21 protein-coding genes and 1 riboswitch are annotated in these 20,144 nt (G+C 47.8%); of the genes, 6 read left to right on the forward strand and 15 right to left on the reverse strand.

What is annotated here, in order from left to right:
- Positions 1 to 53: 53 nt before the first annotated feature.
- The 8 genes from HNR50_RS10145 to HNR50_RS10180 form a co-directional block, all read right to left on the reverse strand.
- Complete coding sequence (locus tag HNR50_RS10145) at positions 54 to 797, reverse strand: acyl-[acyl-carrier-protein] thioesterase (RefSeq protein WP_184746572.1); 744 nt, start codon at positions 795 to 797, stop codon at positions 54 to 56.
- A complete protein-coding gene (locus HNR50_RS10150; protein ID WP_184746904.1) occupies positions 787 to 1,575 on the reverse strand; it encodes a nitroreductase family protein in 789 nt (262 codons plus the stop codon). Before HNR50_RS10150 ends, HNR50_RS10145 begins: the two co-directional genes overlap by 11 nt.
- A gap of 80 nt (positions 1,576 to 1,655) precedes the next feature.
- Positions 1,656 to 2,945: a methyl-accepting chemotaxis protein gene (locus HNR50_RS10155; protein WP_184746574.1), complete on the reverse strand. Its 1,290-nt coding sequence runs from the start codon at positions 2,943 to 2,945 to the stop codon at positions 1,656 to 1,658.
- A 28-nt stretch (positions 2,946 to 2,973) separates the two neighbouring features.
- A complete protein-coding gene (locus HNR50_RS10160) occupies positions 2,974 to 3,891 on the reverse strand; it encodes an aldo/keto reductase (RefSeq protein WP_184746576.1) in 918 nt (305 codons plus the stop codon).
- Positions 3,892 to 4,080: 189 nt separating this feature from the next.
- A complete protein-coding gene (locus HNR50_RS10165) occupies positions 4,081 to 4,500 on the reverse strand; it encodes a GNAT family N-acetyltransferase (RefSeq protein WP_184746578.1) in 420 nt (139 codons plus the stop codon).
- A gap of 46 nt (positions 4,501 to 4,546) precedes the next feature.
- On the reverse strand, positions 4,547 to 6,613 hold the full coding sequence (locus HNR50_RS10170; RefSeq protein ID WP_184746581.1) for a heavy metal translocating P-type ATPase: 2,067 nt from the start codon (positions 6,611 to 6,613) through the stop codon (positions 4,547 to 4,549).
- A 12-nt stretch (positions 6,614 to 6,625) separates the two neighbouring features.
- Positions 6,626 to 6,973, reverse strand: coding sequence for an ArsR/SmtB family transcription factor (locus HNR50_RS10175; protein WP_184746583.1), 348 nt, complete (start codon positions 6,971 to 6,973; stop codon positions 6,626 to 6,628).
- 101 nt (positions 6,974 to 7,074) lie between these two features.
- Positions 7,075 to 7,776, reverse strand: a complete 702-nt coding sequence (locus HNR50_RS10180; protein WP_184746585.1) for a hypothetical protein — start codon at positions 7,774 to 7,776, stop codon at positions 7,075 to 7,077.
- Positions 7,777 to 7,844: 68 nt separating this feature from the next.
- A riboswitch (molybdenum cofactor riboswitch) is annotated at positions 7,845 to 7,965 on the forward strand.
- On the opposite strand from HNR50_RS10180, the gene HNR50_RS10185 reads away from it, so the two are divergent.
- The 6 genes from HNR50_RS10185 (at position 7,959) to HNR50_RS10210 (ending at position 12,787) form a co-directional block, all read left to right on the forward strand.
- Entirely contained in the window at positions 7,959 to 8,378 is a 420-nt protein-coding gene (locus HNR50_RS10185; RefSeq protein ID WP_184746587.1) for an Ig-like domain-containing domain, read from the forward strand. Its footprint overlaps the riboswitch before it by 7 nt.
- A gap of 3 nt (positions 8,379 to 8,381) precedes the next feature.
- Positions 8,382 to 9,395, forward strand: coding sequence for a FecCD family ABC transporter permease (locus tag HNR50_RS10190; protein ID WP_184746589.1), 1,014 nt, complete (start codon positions 8,382 to 8,384; stop codon positions 9,393 to 9,395).
- Positions 9,395 to 10,213 (forward strand): ABC transporter ATP-binding protein, encoded by an 819-nt coding sequence (locus tag HNR50_RS10195; protein ID WP_184746591.1) that lies wholly within the window; start codon positions 9,395 to 9,397, stop codon positions 10,211 to 10,213. Before HNR50_RS10190 ends, HNR50_RS10195 begins: the two co-directional genes overlap by 1 nt.
- A complete protein-coding gene (locus tag HNR50_RS10200; protein WP_184746593.1) occupies positions 10,210 to 11,301 on the forward strand; it encodes an ABC transporter substrate-binding protein in 1,092 nt (363 codons plus the stop codon). The genes HNR50_RS10195 and HNR50_RS10200 overlap by 4 nt, the downstream gene beginning before the upstream one ends.
- Positions 11,288 to 12,094, forward strand: coding sequence for a hypothetical protein (locus HNR50_RS10205; RefSeq protein WP_184746595.1), 807 nt, complete (start codon positions 11,288 to 11,290; stop codon positions 12,092 to 12,094). Before HNR50_RS10200 ends, HNR50_RS10205 begins: the two co-directional genes overlap by 14 nt.
- A 9-nt stretch (positions 12,095 to 12,103) precedes the next feature.
- Positions 12,104 to 12,787, forward strand: a complete 684-nt coding sequence (locus tag HNR50_RS10210) for a HesA/MoeB/ThiF family protein (protein ID WP_184746597.1) — start codon at positions 12,104 to 12,106, stop codon at positions 12,785 to 12,787.
- 35 nt (positions 12,788 to 12,822) lie between these two features.
- On the opposite strand, the gene HNR50_RS10215 is transcribed toward HNR50_RS10210, so the two are convergent.
- The 7 genes from HNR50_RS10215 to HNR50_RS10245 form a co-directional block, all read right to left on the reverse strand.
- Entirely contained in the window at positions 12,823 to 14,841 is a 2,019-nt protein-coding gene (locus HNR50_RS10215; protein ID WP_184746599.1) for a beta-galactosidase, read from the reverse strand.
- Between the two features lie 104 nt (positions 14,842 to 14,945).
- Positions 14,946 to 15,890: a J domain-containing protein gene (locus HNR50_RS10220; protein WP_184746600.1), complete on the reverse strand. Its 945-nt coding sequence runs from the start codon at positions 15,888 to 15,890 to the stop codon at positions 14,946 to 14,948.
- Between the two features lie 56 nt (positions 15,891 to 15,946).
- Entirely contained in the window at positions 15,947 to 16,837 is an 891-nt protein-coding gene (locus HNR50_RS10225) for a hypothetical protein (RefSeq protein ID WP_184746601.1), read from the reverse strand.
- A 95-nt stretch (positions 16,838 to 16,932) separates the two neighbouring features.
- Positions 16,933 to 18,306 (reverse strand): sensor histidine kinase, encoded by a 1,374-nt coding sequence (locus HNR50_RS10230; protein WP_184746602.1) that lies wholly within the window; start codon positions 18,304 to 18,306, stop codon positions 16,933 to 16,935.
- A complete protein-coding gene (locus tag HNR50_RS10235; RefSeq protein WP_184746603.1) occupies positions 18,300 to 18,974 on the reverse strand; it encodes a response regulator transcription factor in 675 nt (224 codons plus the stop codon). Before HNR50_RS10235 ends, HNR50_RS10230 begins: the two co-directional genes overlap by 7 nt.
- A complete protein-coding gene (locus HNR50_RS22180) occupies positions 18,974 to 19,717 on the reverse strand; it encodes a hypothetical protein (protein WP_221439856.1) in 744 nt (247 codons plus the stop codon). The genes HNR50_RS10235 and HNR50_RS22180 overlap by 1 nt, the downstream gene beginning before the upstream one ends.
- 172 nt (positions 19,718 to 19,889) lie before the next feature.
- Positions 19,890 to 20,096 carry a hypothetical protein gene (locus HNR50_RS10245; protein WP_184746605.1) on the reverse strand — a complete coding sequence of 69 codons (207 nt, stop codon included), beginning with the start codon at positions 20,094 to 20,096 and terminating at the stop codon, positions 19,890 to 19,892.
- Positions 20,097 to 20,144 lie beyond the last annotated feature (48 nt).

A 20,144-nucleotide genomic window follows, 5' to 3' on the forward strand; every position in this document is an offset into this window, starting at 1 on the left:
TTATCATACATTAATGTAGGAACTGTTACGAGAGAGAAAAGGATTTTTTTATTCTATTTCCACTCAATCAGGCAGTTGAAGATTTCTTTTCCGTCGCTTTCTCTCATAGCATTGACGATATCAGAGTTTTTAGCGTCAGGAAGAGGGGCGCGGCTTATTTCCAGCTCATCCATAAAGTGCGTTTCGCCTTTGTAAGAAATCGTCAGCGCCTTGACCTGTCCTGTCTCGTGTTCCCTGTAATTGTAGCAATCGAGTATAAATTCTATATAGCGGGAATTGTTGACATGTTTATTTATATCGATATCCGAATAGAGAACTTTCCGTTTGCTGATTTGAGCCTCTCCGCCGTGAAAGTCAAATTTCCCGGGATACTCTTCAAGGGCATGTTCATCGGGGAAAGCCGGTAAATCGAGTCCCATGCGGTTCAGGTCTGTGAGCCTTTTGGTCTCGGCATCCAGAAGCAGCCAGGCCGAAGTTCCCCGTATGATGATTTCTCCGGCGTTGTTTCTCAGCAGAAAGTCTCTCATGTAAAAAAGCCGGTGTTTGCCTTTGGCCCAGGTTTCGATCGTAAGGGATTCTCCATAGGATGGAAGAGGCCCTTCAATCTCCACTTTCGCCCAGGAGAGAACCCAGAAGATTTTCTTTTCCTGCAGAACATGATATCCAACGCCGAGTTCATCGGCGTGTTTAGCTGCAATATCCTGCATATAATTGAAAATGGAGCTTATTTTCAGTTTATTGTGAAGGTCCGCATCAAAAGATTCGACCCTTCTTTCCGATTGGATTTTAAGATTCATTTTTTCTCCAGGCTTTCATGGCAGCCCTGACGGACCTGTTCATTTCCTTCATAAAAGAACTCGCATGTTTTCGCAGGTAGAAGTGTTGGCCGATGTTTGATGCCCCTTCGAAATATTTGCCTCCGGAAAAATATCTCTCCTGCATCGGCTGATACATCTCGTTGAACTCTTCGGGGCTGAGTCTCTTATATTTATTTTTGTAGTGAATGTATTTTTTCGGAAACCGGGAAGCCGGCTTTTTTTCTTGGTAATTGTCATTAGGATAACCGAAACAGAGGAGAGTCACGGGAAAGGCGTAATCGGGCAGATCGAACAGCTCCCGGTGAAATTCGTAATTTTCCATTATATCGCCAATGTAACAGGACCCGATTCCTAAGGACTCGGCAGCGATAACAGAGGTCTGAGCGGAGATAAGAGCATCGTTACAGGCGAGCATCATATCACCTTCTTCGGGGTGTCTCATCGGTTCTCCCCGGCTTTCCATCAGTTCGGGCACGCCGGAAATCGTGAAATAATCGTCCCATCTCTGGTAATCGGCAACGAAGAGCAGAAGGAGCGGAGCTTTGGCAATGAAAGGCTGGTTGTCACAGCTGACCGCCAGCTTGTCCTTCATCTCCTGATCATCAATTTCAATCATGGAGTAAAGCATCATGTTTCCCGCCGTGGGGGCGCGCATGGCCGCTTCAATTATTCTGTCTTTGAAATCCCGGGGGATTTCTTTATCCGCATAAGCGCGGACCGATTTTCTGTTGTCGATTAATTTCAGTGTCCCGTTCATATCCATATATACGGATCACAGTATCATAAAAAACACTATTTTTTCTAAAGTCTTTTTCAAAAATGCCGAAAATTGCTTTTTCAGTCCAGTTCTTCTCCGCCGACCGAGTCATCAACAGGTCTGATTGCTGTTTCATGTCTTGTCAGAGGAGATGATTTTGCACCGCTTAAGTCCGCTGACTCTTCGAAAAGGGGAAACCTGGTAATATCTTCAAGGGTCATTTCCCATTCTTTCTTCATGTTCTCGAGCAGAGAAAGCGTTTTCTCTATTTTGTTTCTGTCTTTGAGGGTTTCTGAAGATATGTCAAAATCCTCCGGTTGCTCCAGCTGTCCCAGAAAGTCCAGGAGTTGATCGATCTCTCTGAAGGATGCGATCATTTCCCTGATGGTTCCTCCGATGACGGCAAAAGTTTCCTCTTCGCCGTTATCTGTTTCAGTAAAACGCGATTCATACATGGTGTCGGTTACGGAGAATAACGCCTGATTTATGATTTCCGCATGTTCCGCTGTCATATCGGCCAGAACGCCTACCTCTTCCGCCACGACGGAAAACCCCTTTCCCGCTTCTCCCGCATGGGCGCTTTCAATAGCCGCATTGAGCGAAAGAATAGAAGCTTTTTCCGCCACTTCGTTTATAATGCCGGTGACTTCTTTTATATTGCCGATTCCATGTATAACCGTATGGATTTTTTCTACCCTCTCTTCATCTTTCTCATAAAGAGCATTAAGGACTGTTTCGGCATCACGGCCTCTTGATTCTTCTCTTCCGCAGATAGAACGGGAATTGTTAACGGAATCCCTGATGCTGCCGTATTGCCGGCTGTAACCGGAATAGGTTTTCATCAAAGAGTCTATCATCCCTTTTTCCCTTCCGCAGGCATCGACCAGCGATGAAAGACCGGAGATTATTTCATTGAATGCATCGCTGTTTCCTCTCATCCTGTCCCGGACTTCGATAACCTGGCGGTTCAGGTTGCGTTCCATCGATTTTACTTTGCGGCGCAGCTCTTCCGCTTCCTTTTCCAGTTTGTCTTTTTCCGAAAGGATATTTTCAGTCTGTTTTACTGAATCTTCAAGTTGTTCTATGAGGTTTGAAATCTCATGATTGATGATGTGCTTCTCTCCGTCATCGAGAGAGGAAAAATCCCGTTCCGTACTTCTGGTCAGGATGTCACTGGTTCTGAAAAGAAGTTTTTGAATGCGGTTTGCTTCTATCAAATGATATACTCCCGTTCCGGCGAGCAGTAAGGCCAGCACCGATGTGATGTATATCTGAAAGGGGAATGATATAAATACGGACGCCGTGAGAAGCATTATGAGAAGAAAGGAGATAATGGTTGTTCTTCTTATCCATTCGAATCTGATGTTCATAATTTAAATATTAAATGATGAAACCCCATTAGGGAAGGATATTTCCCGCGGCTCTGTATAATTCATACCACTGTTCCCGGGTCAGCTCGATTCCCGAGGCTGCGGACATTTCCTTAACCCTGCCCGGTTTCGTTGTTCCGATTATGGTTTGTATTCCTGCGGGATGACGGAGTATCCACGCTACGGCGACAGCTGACGGCGTTACACCATATTCTTCAGCAAGCCTGTCCAGGACTCTGTTCACTTCGGGAAATTTCTCATTCCCGACAAAAACGCCCTCAAAGAAACCATACTGAAAAGGCGACCATGCCTGTACGGTTATGGCGTTGAGCCGGCAGTAGTCGAGTATCGCTCCGTCATGGTCCACCGATGCGGGCACTTTCATATTGACGTTGAGTCCCGCGTCAATCATGCCCGTCCTCATAAGGCTGAACTGGAGCTGATTGAAGAGCAGAGGCTGACGGACATAACGGCTGAGAAGCTCTATCTGCATGGGATTCTGATTGCTGACACCGAAATGTAAAACTTTACCGCTTTTGTGCAGTATGTCAAATGCCTCGGCGACTTCTTCCGGTTCCATCAGCGTATCGGGGCGGTGGAGGAGCAGGATATCGAGAAAGTCCGTATCCAGCCTCTTGAGAATACCCTCTACCGAATGGATTATATGGCCTTTTGAGAAATCAAAATAGCCTTCTCTGATGCCGCACTTTGACTGGATGATGATATTCTCACGGGAAATCGGGAGCTCTTTGAGGGCTTTCGCAAAGGCCTCTTCGGATTTCCCTCCGCCATATATATCGGCATGGTCGAAAAAATTAATTCCCTCTTCAAGGGAACAGGCGATCAATCGGGCTACATCTTTCACCGGCATTTCGGAGATTCTCATACAGCCCAGCGCGATTGCGGGTATTTGCAGTTTGCTTTCCGCAACGGGTATTTGTTTCATTTCATTATTCCTTATTACAAGTATAGCGGGATTTCTATAATTTCCGCCAGTACCGCCGCGAGCGGGAACCCGTTTGATCTAAAGCAGTAACGATTCAGGATCGCCGCTGTGGTAGAGATAGTGATTGGGAATGATAAGGTCAAAACTTCCATCTACGCAGGGTATATCACTGCAGACCAATTCGATTAATCATAATAATGTATCATATTCTTTTTTGAGAAACATCATTTCCCGTCGTTCAAAGCCGTACTTCGCATAGAGTCCATGGGCGTCTTTCGTAGCCAGAATTGTCATGCGTACCTGAGTCGATTCATGCCCGGCAACGGCAGACATGAGAAATTTACCCAATCCTCTGCCTCTGTGGTCCGGTGAAATGTAAACATCGCACAGCCAGGCGAAGCAGGCGTAGTCGCTGACGATCCTGGCGAAACCGACCTGATCGGTTCCATGGAAAAGGGAGAGAACAACGGAATTGTCAAAGGATTTCCTGATCAGCTCTTCCGGTCTGCCCTCCGCCCAGTAGGTGCTTTGGAGAGACCGGATAATAAATAGCCAGTCGATATTGTCTCGGGAATCGGTAATTGTGTAGCCGTCTCTGGTTTCAAGCATGAATCCAGTGTATCTCTAATTGTTAAAAAATGAAACAATCTTCCGGCTATTCCTTAAGAATCCTCATGGAATTCAGTACGGCCAGTAACGCTACACCCACATCGGCGAAAACTGCTTCATACATGGTCGCCATGCCCAGCGCTCCCAGAGAGAGAAAGAAGAGTTTGACCCCCAGGGCGAACACAATGTTCTGAAGCACGATTTTTCTTGTCTTCCGCGCGATATGCATAGCGTCGATGAGTTTGGAAGGTTCATCTGTCATTAAGACTATATCAGCCGCTTCAATGGCCGCATCCGAGCCGAGCCCGCCCATGGCCACACCGATATGGGCCCCAGCCAGTACGGGTGCATCATTGATACCGTCTCCGGCAAATAACACTTTCCTCCCTTGTGCGGTCATTGCTTCGACATAGGAGAGTTTGTCCTCCGGCAGGAGTTCCGATCTGTATTCATCAATTTCCAGCTCTTCAGCAACAGACTTTGCAATGGCAGCCCTGTCCCCTGTAAGCATGACTGTCTTTTTTGCACCGAGGGCTTTCAATTTGGCGCTGAGCCCGATTGAAGAGGGTTTTATCTCGTCCCGTATATTGATCGTCCCTTTGAAGCGGCCGTCATATGCTATGTGGATAAGGGTCGTTTCCCCTGTCGTAGCGGGTATCGAATGCTCAATTCCGAAAGTCCGGAGGAGCTTTTCATTTCCCGCCAGAAGTTCTTTGTCCCTGTATACACATTTTATACCGCAGCCGGGAATTTCTTCCACTCCCGAAAGATCATGCAGACCGGGAGCCTTTCCGTAGGCTTCCATTACGGCCCGTGCTATGGGATGAGTGGAATGCTGTTCTGCCAGGGCCGCCAGCTCCAGTACCTCGTCGGAACTATAGGATTCAACGGAGAAATTCCCTTTGGTCAAAGTTCCGGTCTTATCAAATACGAATGTATCGGTATTGTTCAGGGCTTCGAGATAGTTGCCGCCCTTGATGAGGATCCCTTTCCGGCTGGCCGTTCCCAGGCCTCCGAAATAACCCAGGGGCACGCTGAGAACCAGAGCGCAGGGGCAGCTGATAACAAGAAAGATGAGAGCTCTGGAAATCCAATCGCCAAAGGTTCCCATGGATAAAAGAGGGGGAACAAAAGCCAGGATAAGGGCGGCGGTGACGACAATGGGCGTGTAGATTTTAGCGAATTTTGTAATAAACTGCTCCGTCACGGCCTTTTTCCCCGCGGCGTTTTCCACCATATGGAGAATCCTCGAAACAGCGGAATTGATGAATTCCTTCCGGACTTCCACTACCACGGGCGTTCCTCTGTTGATGAATCCGCTCAGGATTTCCTCTCCTTCCGTCGCGGAGCGGGGACGGCTTTCCCCTGTCAGAGCCGACGTATCAAAGCGCGTTTTCCCTTCTCTGATCAGACCGTCAACCGGTACTTTCTCACCGTTTTTCACCATAATCAAATCCCCGGGTACAAGATCTTCCGGTTTAACCCGGGATATCACCCCGTCTTTGATTCTGTTGGCAAATTCGGCTCTGATGTTCAGAAGGGATTTAATGCTTCTCCTGCTTTTATCCACCGCATAATCCTGAAAACCCTCTCCCACTTTATAGAAAAGCATAACCGCTACGGCCTCAGTCCACTCGCCCAGAGCAAAAGCTCCCACCGTGGCCAGGGTCATGAGGAAATTCTCATCAAAGAGTTTCCCTTTGATGAGATCTTTAAGCGCTTTCCATACAATATCCCCTCCTATCAGAATATAGGATAATCCGTATAGAAAGAGACGGACCGGATCGGGGAAGGTGAAGATGGTGATAGATAAAAAAATCAAGGCCCCTGAGAGTACGGACCCGTGCTTTCTGAGGAATTTCCGGAAGGAGAAGGAAAGCTCTTCCCGATCTCTGTTTTCTCCGAATGAAACAGTGACTCCTTCCTCTATTTTATCGACTTCCCTCTGTATGAGATCTTTCAGTTCCTCTCTTTCAATATGACTGGTCACTGTCAGTTTTTTTGTGGCAAAGCTGAAATTGACCTCTTTGAGGAAATCATTGGCTTTGAGAGATTCTTCTATTTTCGCCGCACAGCTGGCGCAGTTTAGACCGTCTAATTGCAACTCTGTCATATCTGGTTCCTGTTATCGAATTTTATGTTTTATGTGGAGAAGGGCCACATCTATCATCTCTTCAATGTGTTCGTCATCGAGAGCGTAATACACCATTTTGCCTTCGCGTCTGGTTTTGACAATATGACTTTTTTTCAGAAGCCTGAGCTGATGGGACACACCGGACATGGAAATTTCCATGAGAGCCGACAGGTCCCCCACGCAGAGTTCCTTAATCCGTAAAGCCGCGACAATGCGCATACGGGAAGGGTCTCCAAGCAGTTTGAAAATCTCTGAGATATCGACAATATCCTCTTCCGGAATAAGGTCCCGCTCGACGGCGTCGACATTTTCCCGGTTTATGCAGCATTCAGTTTTCAATTTCCCTCTCCTTTGTTGAACAATTGAGCATATGTTCAAGTGTTCAAATAAAAAATACTGCCGAAACTGCAAATTGTCAATGACCTTACCGCTCTGAGTCCCTATTTCGTGTAACTGATCATTTCCAGTGTTATGGCGTTTTCAGCCCCGGGTCCTCTGCTGCCTGTCATTTTGAGAAGATGTCGCGAGTCCTCTTTGCTGAACCACATATAGGTTTTGGGGATCATAGAGGAGAACAGAGCCATGGCTCCACTCATTTCAGCCTTCATTTCCAGTTTCCAGGAATCGTATTGCCTGTTGTTCAGAGTTATGGTTTCTTCCCCGATGTAAGTCACGCTGAATGACATGTTTTCCATTTCCTGACCTGTCGCCAGAAAAATGAGGTTCATATCTCTGGGATTTGTGAAGGGGTAGGCTCTTAAGACATTGGCAAGATCATTGGTGTCCAGAACGGCAATTTCATCGGGTGAAAGCTGAGGTTCTTTCAAAAGCGAGACATTGGTGTTTATATCGCTTCTCTGGCCGTAAACAGTTTTATTCAAGGCTACTGGTATGAAGGAATCTGTGGTGATCCTCGTTTCGGTAAGCTGATCGCTGGAGTTCGTTTTTACAAGGAAGAAGTCTCTGTTTTCTTCCCTTATGCGATAGATCGACTGGCTGGAATATTCTATCCGGCTGTTTCTCTTTCCCATAAGGGTTTTGTACCGTATCACCTCTCCATCGGGTATAACCGGGAAATCCTGGCTGAATAATACTGTCGTTAATGTCATTAAAAAGCATGCGATAGCTGTTGTTGTTTTCATATGTTTTATTATATCCCCTTTTAAGAAAAACATTGACCGTTATGTTGGCCCGTCATAGTATTAAGAAACAATAACAATATCTTCGAACTGTCTCAGCCTAAAATCAAGCGGGATAATGGCATGCAGTCGATAGGGTATGGCGGGAAACGGCCATGCCTCCCTGTGGAAAGGAGATTTATTTCATGATTAGTAAAAGGATTATCGTTGCTTCTATCGTTTTTGTTTTATTCCATTTTGCCCTTGTCGCGGGGAACAAACCCCTCTCTCTGAGTTCTTCCTCTCCGGAGAATGGAGCTTCAGGTATTTCTGTTGATGCGGTTCTTGAGTTGGAATTTTCCAATAATGTCGTCAATCTTTCGGTACAGGAAAACAATAAGGCTTCTATAGTCTTAAGGGACGGTGACGGAAAGGTTCTCGAAATCGAAGTTATTTTTCCCGATGATCAGCTTGAGCCGGAGAAGAAAAGGATGATTGCCGTCCGCCCTGTGTCGCCCCTTGAAAAAGGAACTCTTTACACTCTGGAAATAGCCCCCACATTTCAGGCTAAAAACGGGTCTTCCCTTGCAGAACCGGTCGAGCTGACATTTACTACTGTTAAATAGAAAATGTTTATCAGCAAAAGGAGTGAGCGGCTCGTTTTTTTTCTGACTGTTCTCTCCCTGCTCCTCATCGGGATTCTCTCTCTCTGCCTGGGGCGTTATCCGCTCAAGCCGGCAGAAGTTTTCTCTGTTCTGGCCAACGCTCTTGCGGGGCGGGCGTCCGATCCCGTTCACGAAGGAATCGTTCTCTATGTAAGACTGCCGCGCATACTTCTGGGTTTTCTTGTCGGAGGGAGCCTGGCGACCTCCGGTGCGGCGTTTCAGGGCGTATTCCGCAATCCTCTGGTCAGCTCGGGTATGCTCGGAGTCAGCTCGGGAGCGGGATTCGGAGCTGCTCTGGCTATCGTGATTTTCGGCAGGACTCCTTTTATTTATCCCCTGTCCTTTTTTTTCGGGATATTGGCCGTCGTTCTCAGCTTTTTCGTAGGAAAATACACCCGTTCCGAGACTCGAATATCTCTTGTTCTCGGCGGCGTGGTCATTGGAAGCCTTTTTTCCGCCATGATCAGCTTTCTTAAATATGTTGCCGATCCCTTCGAAGAACTGCCGGCTATTGTTTTCTGGCTTATGGGAAGTCTGGCATCGGCGAGATACAGCGATATTCTACTGGCGGGAATCCCCATGATTACTGGGGCTTTCGGGCTGGTGGTGCTCGGCTACAGAATCAATGTCCTTTCCATGGGCGACCGCGAGGCCAGATCCATGGGGATTCATGTGAACATGATCCGGGGGCTGGTAATTGTTTTTGCTTCTCTCGCCTCGGCAGGCGCCGTTTCGGTCGCCGGCGTTATCGGGTGGATCGGGCTGATTGTCCCCCACATGGTCAGAATGGTGGTGGGAAGCGACAATCGAAAAGTCGTTCCCCTCAGTTTCGCCGCCGGAGGGGCCATTCTGATTCTTGTTGACGATCTGGCCAGGTTGCTCACGGGAAGCGAAATGCCTCTGGGGATTCTAACCGCATTTGTGGGAGCGCCTTTCTTCATCTATCTCCTGACCCGAACGAAGGTGAAGGGGTGGTAATGGAAAAAGAACATCTTCTTGAAGCCCGCGATCTGACTTTTCAATATGGCGAAAGGGTGGTTTTTTCCGATCTCTCCCTTGAACTGGAGAAGGGCGGAATAACCTGTCTTCTGGGGCCGAACGGCTGTGGAAAAACGACTTTGATCGATACGCTTCTGGGCTTTCATTCTCCGGTGAAAGGAGTTATAGAGTTAGGCGGCAGAAATCTGGCGGAAATGAAAGCCCGGGAAATCGCCAGAATGGCGGCTTATGTCCCCCAGACTCATGAAAAGCATTTTCCCTATTCCGTTGCCGATGTTATTCTCATGGGACGGACAGCCCATCTCGGTTTTTTTCAAGCACCCGGAAAAGAGGATCGGGAGATGGTGCGGGATCTTCTGGAGAAAACCGGCCGGCTGTCCCTGGCGGAACGGGATTACAGGGAGCTTTCCGGAGGGGAGACTCAGATCGTTCTGATTCTCCGGGCCCTTGTTCAGGAGTCGCCTCTGATCATTATGGACGAGCCGACAAGCCATCTTGACTTCAAGAACGAACTCGTACTTCTGGAAATGATTCACGAACTGGCGGAAAGCCGTAACAGAGGGGTCCTTATGTCGACCCATTCTCCTAACCAGGCTCTTTTTCTGGCAAACCGGGATCTTTCTGTCAGAGTCGTTCTTATGGACGAATCGGGTCGTCTTATCTCCGGAACGCCCCGGGAAATACTTACAGTTGAAAATATGGCATCCTTCTACGGGATTAAAGCCGTCCAGCTTAAAAACGAGGAGGGAAACCTGACAAGCCTCTTCCCTCTGGAAATTATCAGGAGTCAGACATGAAAACAGGCCGAATCATCATTGTGATCTCGTTTTTTTTTATACTGGTTTCCGCGGGACAGAATGATGAACTGGAAAAGAGTGCCCTGCCGGAGAGACAAACCGTTATAGACAGCTGGGGAAGAGAGGTCTCCATTCCCGATGATATCGAGCGCATAGGATGTCTCTACGCTTTTACGGCCCATGTGGTTACCATGCTCGGTCGCGGCGATGATATCGAAGCCGTCGTATACGGTTCAAAGAGAGACCGTCTCCTTATTGAGATCAATCCCCATATCGCCGAAGCGGGTATACCTTCCGATGACGGAATTATCAACATCGAAGAACTGCTGAAGCTGGACCTGGACGTGATTTTCCTCAAAGGTGAGACGGCTCTTCTCGATACGGAGGTCGAGAAGCTGGAGCGCTTCGGCCTGGACTATATCGTTATCGATTACGAAACCGTAGAAGAACAGCAGAGAGCAATTGAAATTATCGGAGCCGTTATAGGCCGTGAGAAAGAAGCCGCCGCATATAACAGCTTTTACAATGATGCTTTCCGACGGGTGGAGGAGGCTCTGGTTTCCCTTGAAGAAGAGGAAAAGCTCCGGGTTTTTCATTCGGTAAATGAAGCGTCGCGGACAGATGCTCCCGGGACGCTCGGAGCCCAGTGGACCGCCGCAGCCGGTGTGATCAATGTGAGTATCAACGATCCATTGCGGTTTCACGATAATAAGCACTTCGCCTCGCTTGAACAGATATACCTCTGGGATCCCGATGTCATTATTTACAATCAGGAAGGCGTCGGGGATTATATTCTGGGAAGTGAAAAGTGGAGCGGTCTCAAAGCGGTCCGCAAGGGAAAAGTCTACCAGATTCCCGTGGGCATATCCCGGTGGGGCCATCCCGGGGGTATGGAAACTCCGCTGGCTCTTCTCTGGACGGCCTCGACGCTCTATCCCGCTTATTTTCCCGACCTGGATATGCATGAGGAGATCCGGAAATTCTACGGTACTTTCTTTGACTATAGGCCGGACGATGTGATGATTGAGTCCATTCTGTCGGGAAAGGGGATGAGAATGCCCAAAGGAGCTGTTCGTGCGGAAGAATAAGAAGATGAAGATACTGATCGCCATGGATGATACGGACAATCTGGAAAGCCCCGGCACAGGGCACATCCTGGAGGAATTCCGCAGTTATTTCCGTGAAAGAGAATGGGGTGCCACCGAGGCCATTTCCCGGCATCAGCTTCTGGTGGATCCGCGGGTGCCCTATACATCGCACAACAGCACTATGTGTTTCTCCGCCGAAATTGAACCGGATTCATTGGATGGGATCCGGAAAAAAGCTGCGGATTTCCTCGTAGGCTCCTGCGCTTCCGGGTCCGATCCCGGATTGGCAATTGCTGTTTTGGATAATCTTTCCCTTGGGGAAGAGCTGGAGGATTTCGGCAGAATGGCGCAATCAGCGGTTCTGACCAAGGAGAAAGCCTACGGACTGGCGGATAAGGCCGGCGTTTTTCTATCAGAGCACGGCGGAACAGGGGACGGGATAATCGGAGCTCTGGCGGGAATCGGATTGAGACTCTCGGGAGACGACGGGAGGTTCCGGGGGCAACTTGAAGGCTTAAGTCCCGATAAAACATACAGCTTAAAAGAGATAGTCGATCACAAACAGATCGATAGCGTCATCATCGCAGATCCCGGAGAGCTGCCGGAAGATCGATCTCCTTCATCTTTAACTCGATTTCTGGAAGCAAAACGATACGGTACATTGCCTGATTGTGATGTTTTTCTCTATGATAAAATTAAGACAGTCTTCCGCTTTCACCAGTCTGTTCTCCTCCTCTGTTACAGAGACGGGAGACTGACGAACTGGAGTAAAGAGGAGTTAAAAGCTTTCTAGGAGAGCCTAATGCTTGTTGAGAGATATAAAAGGAACGGTTCCACAATATCTGAGTCAGAACAGAAGGTTCTTAAGGGGAAAAAGGTTCTGGTCGCGGGCTGCGGGGGACTGGGCGGTTATGTTATCGAGCTGCTGGCCAGAGCCGGCGTGGGTACTATCGGAGCTGTTGATCCCGACATTTTCGATGTGACCAATTTGAACCGGCAGCTTCTCTCGGAAGAAAAATTGTTGGGTTCGTCCAAGGCGGAAGCGGCTTATCGAAGATGCGCCGCCATTAACAGTGACATCACAGTCATTTCCCGGAAAACAAAAATAGACAGGGTTAATGTCCTGGAGATTCTCGACGGATATGACCTGGCTGTCGATGCTCTTGACAATATTCCGGGAAGGCTGGCTCTGCAGTCCGGGGCGGAAAAAAAGAACATCCCTCTGGTTCACGGGGCTATCAGCGGCTGGTACGGTCAGGTTTCCCTTATCGAACCGGGAGACAGGCTGTTTGATATAATCTATCCCGAAGGGGTAGATACAATCGTTGACGGAACAGCGGGAAATCCCTCATTCTCTCCCGCAGTCGTAGCCGGTTTCCAGGCGGCCGAGGTTCTCAAATCCCTTCTCGGGAAAGGGGAGAGACTCAGAAATAAACTGTTATATTTCGATCTTCTGGAAAACCGGTATCAGATTATGAACCTTTAGCCTCATGATTTCCGGTGGTTTTCGGAAAAAACCGATCAGCTTTCCAGTATGAGAACATCCTTTCCGGCGATGGAGAGGTCTCCCTGCAGTTTCTCTCCCGTTAGAATATTAGTCCAGGAACCCCGGGGATCAACTTTTTTCAGTTTATCGGAGTGATTCAGAAGGAAGAGATATTGCTTCCCTTCTTTAACGCGGACTGTTACTTCCAGGTCATCCTGAGGTTCAACAATTCTGTCGATCCCCGCAGCGGCTCCGTAATCATCCAGAATATATTTCAGGTACTCCCTGTCGGGCTGCGTTCCCAGATAGAGAACTTTACCTTTTCCAAAGCTGTTCTCTGTAACCGCCGGCATACCGGCATAGTAATCCTCCCGGAAACAGGCTATGGCTTCAGCTCCTTCCAGGTGGATGACTTCGCAAATAAGACCGCAATCGTATTTCTCTCCGCCTGTCTCTATCTGATTGGTCTGGTCCCGATAGAGGGCGTCTACCTCCTCTACCCATATTCCTGTGAGATTTCTCAGGGCACCGGGGTAGCCTCCCATATAAACCTGGTCGTTTTCGTCGACTATACCGCTGAAATAGGTGGTGATAAGGTATCCGCCGGCAGCCACATAGCTTTCCAGGTTTTCTTTCTCGCTCATCCTGACCATATTCAAAAGCGGCGCGACAACCATTTTATAGCCCTGCAGATCATCGCCGGGACGGACGATATCCACGGAAATATTCAGGCTGTTCAGAACCCGGTAGTATTCCAGGAGAATATCAAAGTAATTCAGGTCGATGGAGGGGCCGCTCGAATAGTTTACCGACCACCAGTTGTCCCAGTTCATAACCAGAGCCGCATCTGTCTTCACCCGGGCTCCCAGAAGAGTGTCACCCAGTTTCTCCAGTTCCCCTCCCAGTTCCTTCAGTTCCCGTCCCATGCGCGTATCGAGACGGTCCGCGTGGGGAATCAGTGCCGCGTGGTATTTCTCACAGGCGCCCCGCCCCTGGCGGACCTGGAAAAACAGCAGGCCTTCCGATCCGTGGGCCACCGTCTGATAACTGAGAAGACGCATAACTCCGGGTCTCTTCTGGGCGTTGAAATCCTGCCAGTTCTGCTGGCTTGGAGTCTGCTCCATAATAATGAAGTTTTCCCCTTTTTTGATGGACCGGACGATATCGTGGCGGAAAGAGGAACCGGACCAGTGTTCCGTATTGGAGGGATAGCTGTCCCAGGATGCCACATCGATAATCTCTCCCTGTTCGAAAAGATCGATCCAGGGTGTTATCCCCCAGATATTTGTGGTTATGGGAATGTCCGGCGTAATACCCCGTATAACATCGGCTTCGTTTTTCAGGCAGCTGTTTATGCTGGCCGACATGAAGCGGTGGTAATCAATGGTCATGGCCTGAAACGTCGTGCCGTCCCGATCCCCCAGCCGGCCCGGCAGCAGTTCGGAAAGAGCGGAAACTGTCTGAATCTCATCCCAGTCGTGATAGGTATGACCCCAGAACGCCGTGTACCATTTGTCATTGAGATTTTCCAGGGATTTGTATTTCTCTTTCAGCCAGCTTATAAACTCCTGGCGGCAGGTTTCGCAATAACAGTAGGTTCCGTATTCATTATTGATATGCCAGAGGGCGAGGGATTTCCGTTTGCCGTAACGCTCAGCCAATTTTCCGGCTATAGAAGCGGACAGGCGACGGTAATCCCTGTTGTTCGGGCAGAACTGGGTCCTGGCTCCGTAATTCCGCCTGCGGCCGTATTTATCCACAGGCTGCATTTCCGGGTAGAATTTGGCCATCCAGGGGGGCTGGGCTGCGGTCGGCGTCGCCAGGTTGATCCGCATGCCGTTTTCTTCCGCCAGATCGAATATCCGGTCCAGCTCATCGAAATTCCAGCTGTTTTCAGCCGGCTGGATTTTAGACCAGGAAAAAACATTGATTGTCAGAGTATCGGCCTTCAGCTCCTTGAGCATTTCCATATCGCGGAACCAGTATTCCTCGGGCCACTGTTCGGGATTGTAATCTCCTCCGAAGGAAATTCTGCTTTGGTTGTTCCACTTCATAAGGTAATGCTCCTCAAATCGTTCTATTTACAAGTATAACTCCCCTTGGGGATTTCCGGAACAGGGGAGGCTCCGGTTCCGTAGCTGCCGGCTTTTTGGTGCACTTATTTTCCCGGCAGTAATTGGCAATAGGCTCTATTTATCTCCTTGGATTTTTCCAGACCTTCGGGATTGATGTCCGGATGATATTTTTTCATCAGGTTTTTGTAGCGGTCTTTCAGATCCTTTAAAATGATGGGCTGATCGGGAGAGTAGGCGAAGAGGCGCCTCGCAATCTTTTCCTCCTCGCTGACCGGAGAACGGGGTCTGGCCGGCGGTTCGATTCTTCCTTTTGATATGAGGTAATTCTTCAGTTCCGGGATGAATCGGGAAAAGAGGTTTCTGTATGGGATAATTTCCCGGCGGAAGAGTTCATAGGCCAGCGACCGGAGTAGTCTTATCCTGTTTTCCCCCGGGTCAACGTTGATGGAAGTCAGCAGTTTCCCGATAGCTCTATCTGTTATAGGGCCATGAGGAAAGTACTCTTCCAGATATATATCGATGGACCTGTGGAAATTGCCGAATCTGTCAAAAATAGAGAGGAAGGACTCATATTCGATCAGATGATTGTTTCTCTCTTCCCAAATCTGTTCTATCAGAAAAGACTGGAGATCTGTCTGCACGGCAAAGGGTATCCACAAACCGGCATTCCAGAATGCTTCGGGAGCTTTATCCAGACCAATCGTTTCCAACAGGCTTATGAGAGCTCCCGCATCATTGTGCGTAAATTGAGAAATGCTGAAGCTGACCAGGGGATTCGTACTGGAAACTATCTGCCTGTAGACATCTGTCATGTCCAGATCGAGGAGTTCCAGAATCCTGTCCCGGGATATTTGCCAGTGACCGTTTTCATTGCTGATAGATATTATGTAATTTGTCAGTTCGGAAAGAGCGATGTCTTCAATCATATAGTTCTGATTCTTCAATATTCGGTTTTTCCTGTCATAAAGTAGAATAATTTTATCGATTTCATCACCCGAATAAAAAGGCCCCTTAATCCGGTTGTCCATGGCAGGTTGGACTTCCCGGATTAAGGGGCCTGTACATCAGTTTTAATTCTTATAGATCAGTCGTCGTCTTCATCTTCCTCCAGGATGCCGTCATCATCGGAATCGACACCGAAGTCGGCTGATTCCTCGATATTTTTTTCAATGACTTTCATCAGGTCCAATTCATCGACTGACAGCGATCCATTGTCCTCAAGAAGATTAATGTCTCCGGCGATAGCGGTTAAATCGATATTCTTTTCCGTTTCTGGATTGCTGAAATCGAACCATCTATCCATCCGGAAGGCAACGATCAGTTCTGACAGCCCGGAGATGGCGAATGAATTAACCGAATCGGAATCTTTCAATTGTATTTCCTCTTCGGAAGTGTAAGCCAGGACGAAAGGCTGATCCGCTCCGACCAGTGGGGAATATGTGCCTTCAAGGTAGAGCGATCTGCCGAACATGGGATCTCCGTCAACGGCCAGGGCATTACTGCTGTCGTCAGTCTCTGTCCCTGTCAGCCGATCGATTTTCATCTGGACTTCATCGTACTCTCCATCGGGGAGGTCAATGGCGGGGAAATCGGGGGTCACGGTACTGTTCATCAGATCGACCAGATAGGTTCCCGAGTATTCGCTTTCCTCATCATCCTCGCCTTCGAGCTCAATTTCAATCTCTTTTACTGCCATATAGGCTTTTGTTAAGGTCAGGGTGCCGCCATCGGATCCGTCTTTGTTTGTAACGGTTATGGAAACCGACGGGCTTCCGGCGACCCTGCTGATGGATGAGCTGACCGATGATGATCCGGAAACAGCTTCTCCCGGTTTTGTAGCCTGAATTGAAAAGGTGGTCAATGTAGGGCTGCTTGGGCTGCTGGGGCTGTTGTCACAAGAAGCGGCCAGAATTAAAACGGATAATGCCATAATCAGAATAATAGATGTTGTTAAGTTAATGGATTTGATTTTCATATTTGTCCTCCAAAGACTTTTCTGTCTTGCTTATGGAACACAATATATTTTCGAAATTTGCCAGAAATATGCCATTGTAAAAAAAAATGATTTTTTTATTTTCCGGTGTCAATCATAGGAAATGTCAAGATGAAGGTGCTCCCTTTTCCGGCAGGAGATTCCACCGTGAGACGACCCTTATGCATTTCCATAATAGATCTGGCAATTGATAACCCGAGGCCTCTGCCGCCTGTACCCCTGTTTCGGGAATCATCGAGGCGGTATAGACGCTCAAAGATCTCATCAATCTCACCGGCAGGAATTCCCGGTCCCTGATCGGTTACAGATATCGAAATCTGTTTTTTTGTTCTGAAAAGACGGATGACAATTTCTTCAGATTCCGGGGCATATTTCAGACAGTTCTCCAATAGATTCGAGATAACCTGCCGGATCCTTATCCCGTCGCCCTGAATGATTGTTTCGCCATCCAGCTCATTCTGGAAAATCAGTGCTATATTAAGCCGGTCGGCATTAAATTGCCATCTTTCCGTTTCTTTTTTGATAATCCCCGGGAGATCGACAGTCTGTATTTCAAGACTTATTTCACCGGCATCTGTTTCCGCCAGCCAGTCCAGATCCTTGATCAGACCTGATAATTTGTCAATTTCAGCTCTTATGCTTTCAAGCCCTTCGTCTTTATCAATAAGTCCGTTCTGGATGCCTCTAGCGTCGAGATCAATAATATTGAGAGGTGTATTGATTTCATGGGACAGGTCTCCGATCAGTCTTTGCCGCAATTCTTTCTGTTTTTTCAAAGTCTGGGACATCTGGTTGAAGGATTCGGTAAGAGCCGCCAATTCTGCTGTTTTATAGGTTTCTGTTATCTGTATATTGTTACCTGATCGGATTTCCCCGGATGCCCTTGAGAGTCTGGTTAAGGGACGTGAGAGCCTGTTTGATAAGACCGCGGCAGGGATCAAAGCAATCAGAATGGCTCCGAGCGTAAGGATAAACTGCTCTTTTAATGCGGACAGCAAATAGTCGGTTGTTTTTGTTTCAAGGTATTTTTCATCGACATACAGTACGATCCGCCCTATTGTCAAATTGGTGACATAATCTGTCAGGTTTTCCGATTTCCCTTCTATGAGAACAGTATCGCGGCTGTCAAACAGCTCGGTAAAGCTGTTGTAAAGTTTTTTTCCAGTGCTGTCTTCAACGATAACTCTGAATGCATGTCCTTCTTTATTATCAGGCATAGTGGATGTCAGATCTCTTACGGTGGATGCAAGATTGTTCCAGTTCCCCTGTCTGGAGTAGAGAAGGCTGAGAATGTTTGCCATATTGGCCGATTGCACTTCTGTAAGGAGTATGGGAAGCCGCCTCGTTGTATTGAAATGCTCAATCCCTATGCTGAGAAAAAAAGACATGACAATTATAAAGGCGAAAGAAGTTGAAATATTCAGGAAAAGACTGATCTTTCTTTTTAGCATTCCAGTTTGTATCCACCGCCGTAAACCGTTTTAATTGGGTTGAAGTCCTGTCTGTTTATAAGATGTCTGATTCTTTTTATATGGTTATCAATAGCTCTCTCATATCCGGAAAATCGGGATTGGAATGCTAATTCGATCAATCTTGAGCGGCTGAGAATAACATTGGGATTCTCCATAAATACGAGCATTATGGAGAGCTGGGCCTGACTTAATTCGATTAATTCTCCATTAACCGAGAACACCCCTTCATCTCTGTTGTATTCCAAAGGCCCGCACTGCAGTATTCTGGCTGTCTCTTTACGGCTCCTGCGCAGAAGGGCCTTTATTCTGCCGATCAGCTCCTCAGGATCAAAAGGTTTGGTTATATAATCGTCAGCACCTATGTCGAGACCGTTCAGAAGGTCCCGCTTGGTATTTTTGGCGGTGAGGATGATTATGGGGATATCATGTCTCTGCCTGATTCTGCTGCAGACTTCCTCTCCTCTTATTCCCGGAATCATCAAGTCGAGAAGAATCAGATCGGGTTTCGTGTTTCTGGCCATTTCCAGACCGTCTCTGCCGTCATAAGCAGTCGATGTTTGAAAACCGGCTTTCTCAAGATATATTTTGATCCATTGGGCTATCTTCTTTTCATCCTCGATAATCAGGATTCTGCTGTTCCTGTCCATCAGCTTTCATCCGGCTCATCGGGATCATCCGGCTCATCGGGATCATCCGGCTCATCGGGATCGTCCGGTTCATCGGGATCGTCCGGTTCATCGGGATCGTCCGGTTCATCGGGATCGTCCGGTTCATCGGGATCGTCCGGTTCATCGGTGTCGTCCGATTCATCGGGATCATGACTTCCACCAGATGAAGAAGAGGATCTCTTCTTAGAATCGCTGAGCGAGTTTTCCCATTCGTCTCTGGTTCTGTTGTATCGGCTTCGAAGCTGGGAACTGGAGAGAGATCCGGTCTGGTAGGCAACCAGGAGATTCTGCAGATTAACAAACATTCTGTTTCTTAAAAAACCTGATGATCTCTGGTAGCTCTCCATTTTGAGAATTGCCTCTTCCACGGAGATTGTATCCATGGTCAGTTCCATCAACACCTTTTTATAGGTATCGAGCAGTTCTTTCTGGTACTCCAGTACGGAACTGTTTCCCTCTTGAATTCTCAGATCCGGTATTCTTTTATCCCGCAGGTAGGAAAAATAGAGCAGCGCGTTTTCCCGGGAAATCTCCCCGTCGCCCAGCTGGTCGATAAATGAGTCAATGATTCCCGACTCGTCATTATAGGATATGTTATGGGCTTCCCTCAGTTCCCTGAGCTGTTTTTTTGCCTGGGCTACTGTCAATTCTCCGGCTTCAAGAGAATCGATTATCTGCGGATACTGAACGGATAGCTCGGACTGAAATTCTTTCCTTTCCATTATTCCAGAGGAAAACAATGAGTGGAGTTGTAAGGAGAGTGCCGCCAGTATTATAAAATATCTTTTCATTCTATATTTCCAGAATAATCAATCCACCTATCTTTTGTAAAGAATCGTTATTTATATCATGTCATCAAAAGGAATGGAGTTTTTCTTTTCTCCCCCGGTCCTGTCAATCAATTGCATGATCGTCATGACCCACATTGCTATCATAATTGCAATTATTGTTATCGTTACTACCATAATTCCCTTTATTGGCGACAATCCGGGCAATCATCGCTTTAGCCGTTTCGGCGTCAATCTGTCTACTGGCCAGGTCCTCCAGAACTGATTCAAGTTGAAAGTCCGCCGTCTGATCCTTTTCAATAAGCCGGTTCATAACTGGAAACCTCCTCATTGTCAATTTAGAATCAAATCTTGTCAGAAT

Source organism: Spirochaeta isovalerica, from assembly GCF_014207565.1.
Classification (GTDB): domain Bacteria; phylum Spirochaetota; class Spirochaetia; order DSM-2461; family DSM-2461; genus Spirochaeta_F; species Spirochaeta_F isovalerica.

Bases quoted from the DNA above. Each gene is read 5' to 3' on its own strand.
- HNR50_RS10165 (WP_184746578.1), bottom strand. From the start codon at position 4,500: ATGCTTGAAACCAGAGACGGCTACACAATTACCGATTCCCGAGACAAT.
- HNR50_RS10145 (WP_184746572.1), bottom strand. From the start codon at position 797: ATGAATCTTAAAATCCAATCGGAAAGAAGGGTCGAATCTTTTGATGCG.
- HNR50_RS10155 (WP_184746574.1), bottom strand. From the start codon at position 2,945: ATGAACATCAGATTCGAATGGATAAGAAGAACAACCATTATCTCCTTT.
- HNR50_RS10225 (WP_184746601.1), bottom strand. From the start codon at position 16,837: ATGAAAATCAAATCCATTAACTTAACAACATCTATTATTCTGATTATG.
- HNR50_RS10195 (WP_184746591.1), top strand. From the start codon at position 9,395: ATGGAAAAAGAACATCTTCTTGAAGCCCGCGATCTGACTTTTCAATAT.
- HNR50_RS10170 (WP_184746581.1), bottom strand. From the start codon at position 6,613: ATGACAGAGTTGCAATTAGACGGTCTAAACTGCGCCAGCTGTGCGGCG.
- HNR50_RS10180 (WP_184746585.1), bottom strand. From the start codon at position 7,776: ATGAAAACAACAACAGCTATCGCATGCTTTTTAATGACATTAACGACA.
- HNR50_RS10210 (WP_184746597.1), top strand. From the start codon at position 12,104: ATGCTTGTTGAGAGATATAAAAGGAACGGTTCCACAATATCTGAGTCA.
- HNR50_RS10230 (WP_184746602.1), bottom strand. From the start codon at position 18,306: ATGCTAAAAAGAAAGATCAGTCTTTTCCTGAATATTTCAACTTCTTTC.
- HNR50_RS10160 (WP_184746576.1), bottom strand. From the start codon at position 3,891: ATGAAACAAATACCCGTTGCGGAAAGCAAACTGCAAATACCCGCAATC.
- HNR50_RS10200 (WP_184746593.1), top strand. From the start codon at position 10,210: ATGAAAACAGGCCGAATCATCATTGTGATCTCGTTTTTTTTTATACTG.
- HNR50_RS10190 (WP_184746589.1), top strand. From the start codon at position 8,382: ATGTTTATCAGCAAAAGGAGTGAGCGGCTCGTTTTTTTTCTGACTGTT.
- HNR50_RS10185 (WP_184746587.1), top strand. From the start codon at position 7,959: ATGATTAGTAAAAGGATTATCGTTGCTTCTATCGTTTTTGTTTTATTC.
- HNR50_RS10220 (WP_184746600.1), bottom strand. From the start codon at position 15,890: ATGGACAACCGGATTAAGGGGCCTTTTTATTCGGGTGATGAAATCGAT.
- HNR50_RS10215 (WP_184746599.1), bottom strand. From the start codon at position 14,841: ATGAAGTGGAACAACCAAAGCAGAATTTCCTTCGGAGGAGATTACAAT.
- HNR50_RS22180 (WP_221439856.1), bottom strand. From the start codon at position 19,717: ATGGAAAGGAAAGAATTTCAGTCCGAGCTATCCGTTCAGTATCCGCAG.
- HNR50_RS10150 (WP_184746904.1), bottom strand. From the start codon at position 1,575: ATGAACGGGACACTGAAATTAATCGACAACAGAAAATCGGTCCGCGCT.
- HNR50_RS10235 (WP_184746603.1), bottom strand. From the start codon at position 18,974: ATGGACAGGAACAGCAGAATCCTGATTATCGAGGATGAAAAGAAGATA.
- HNR50_RS10245 (WP_184746605.1), bottom strand. From the start codon at position 20,096: ATGAACCGGCTTATTGAAAAGGATCAGACGGCGGACTTTCAACTTGAA.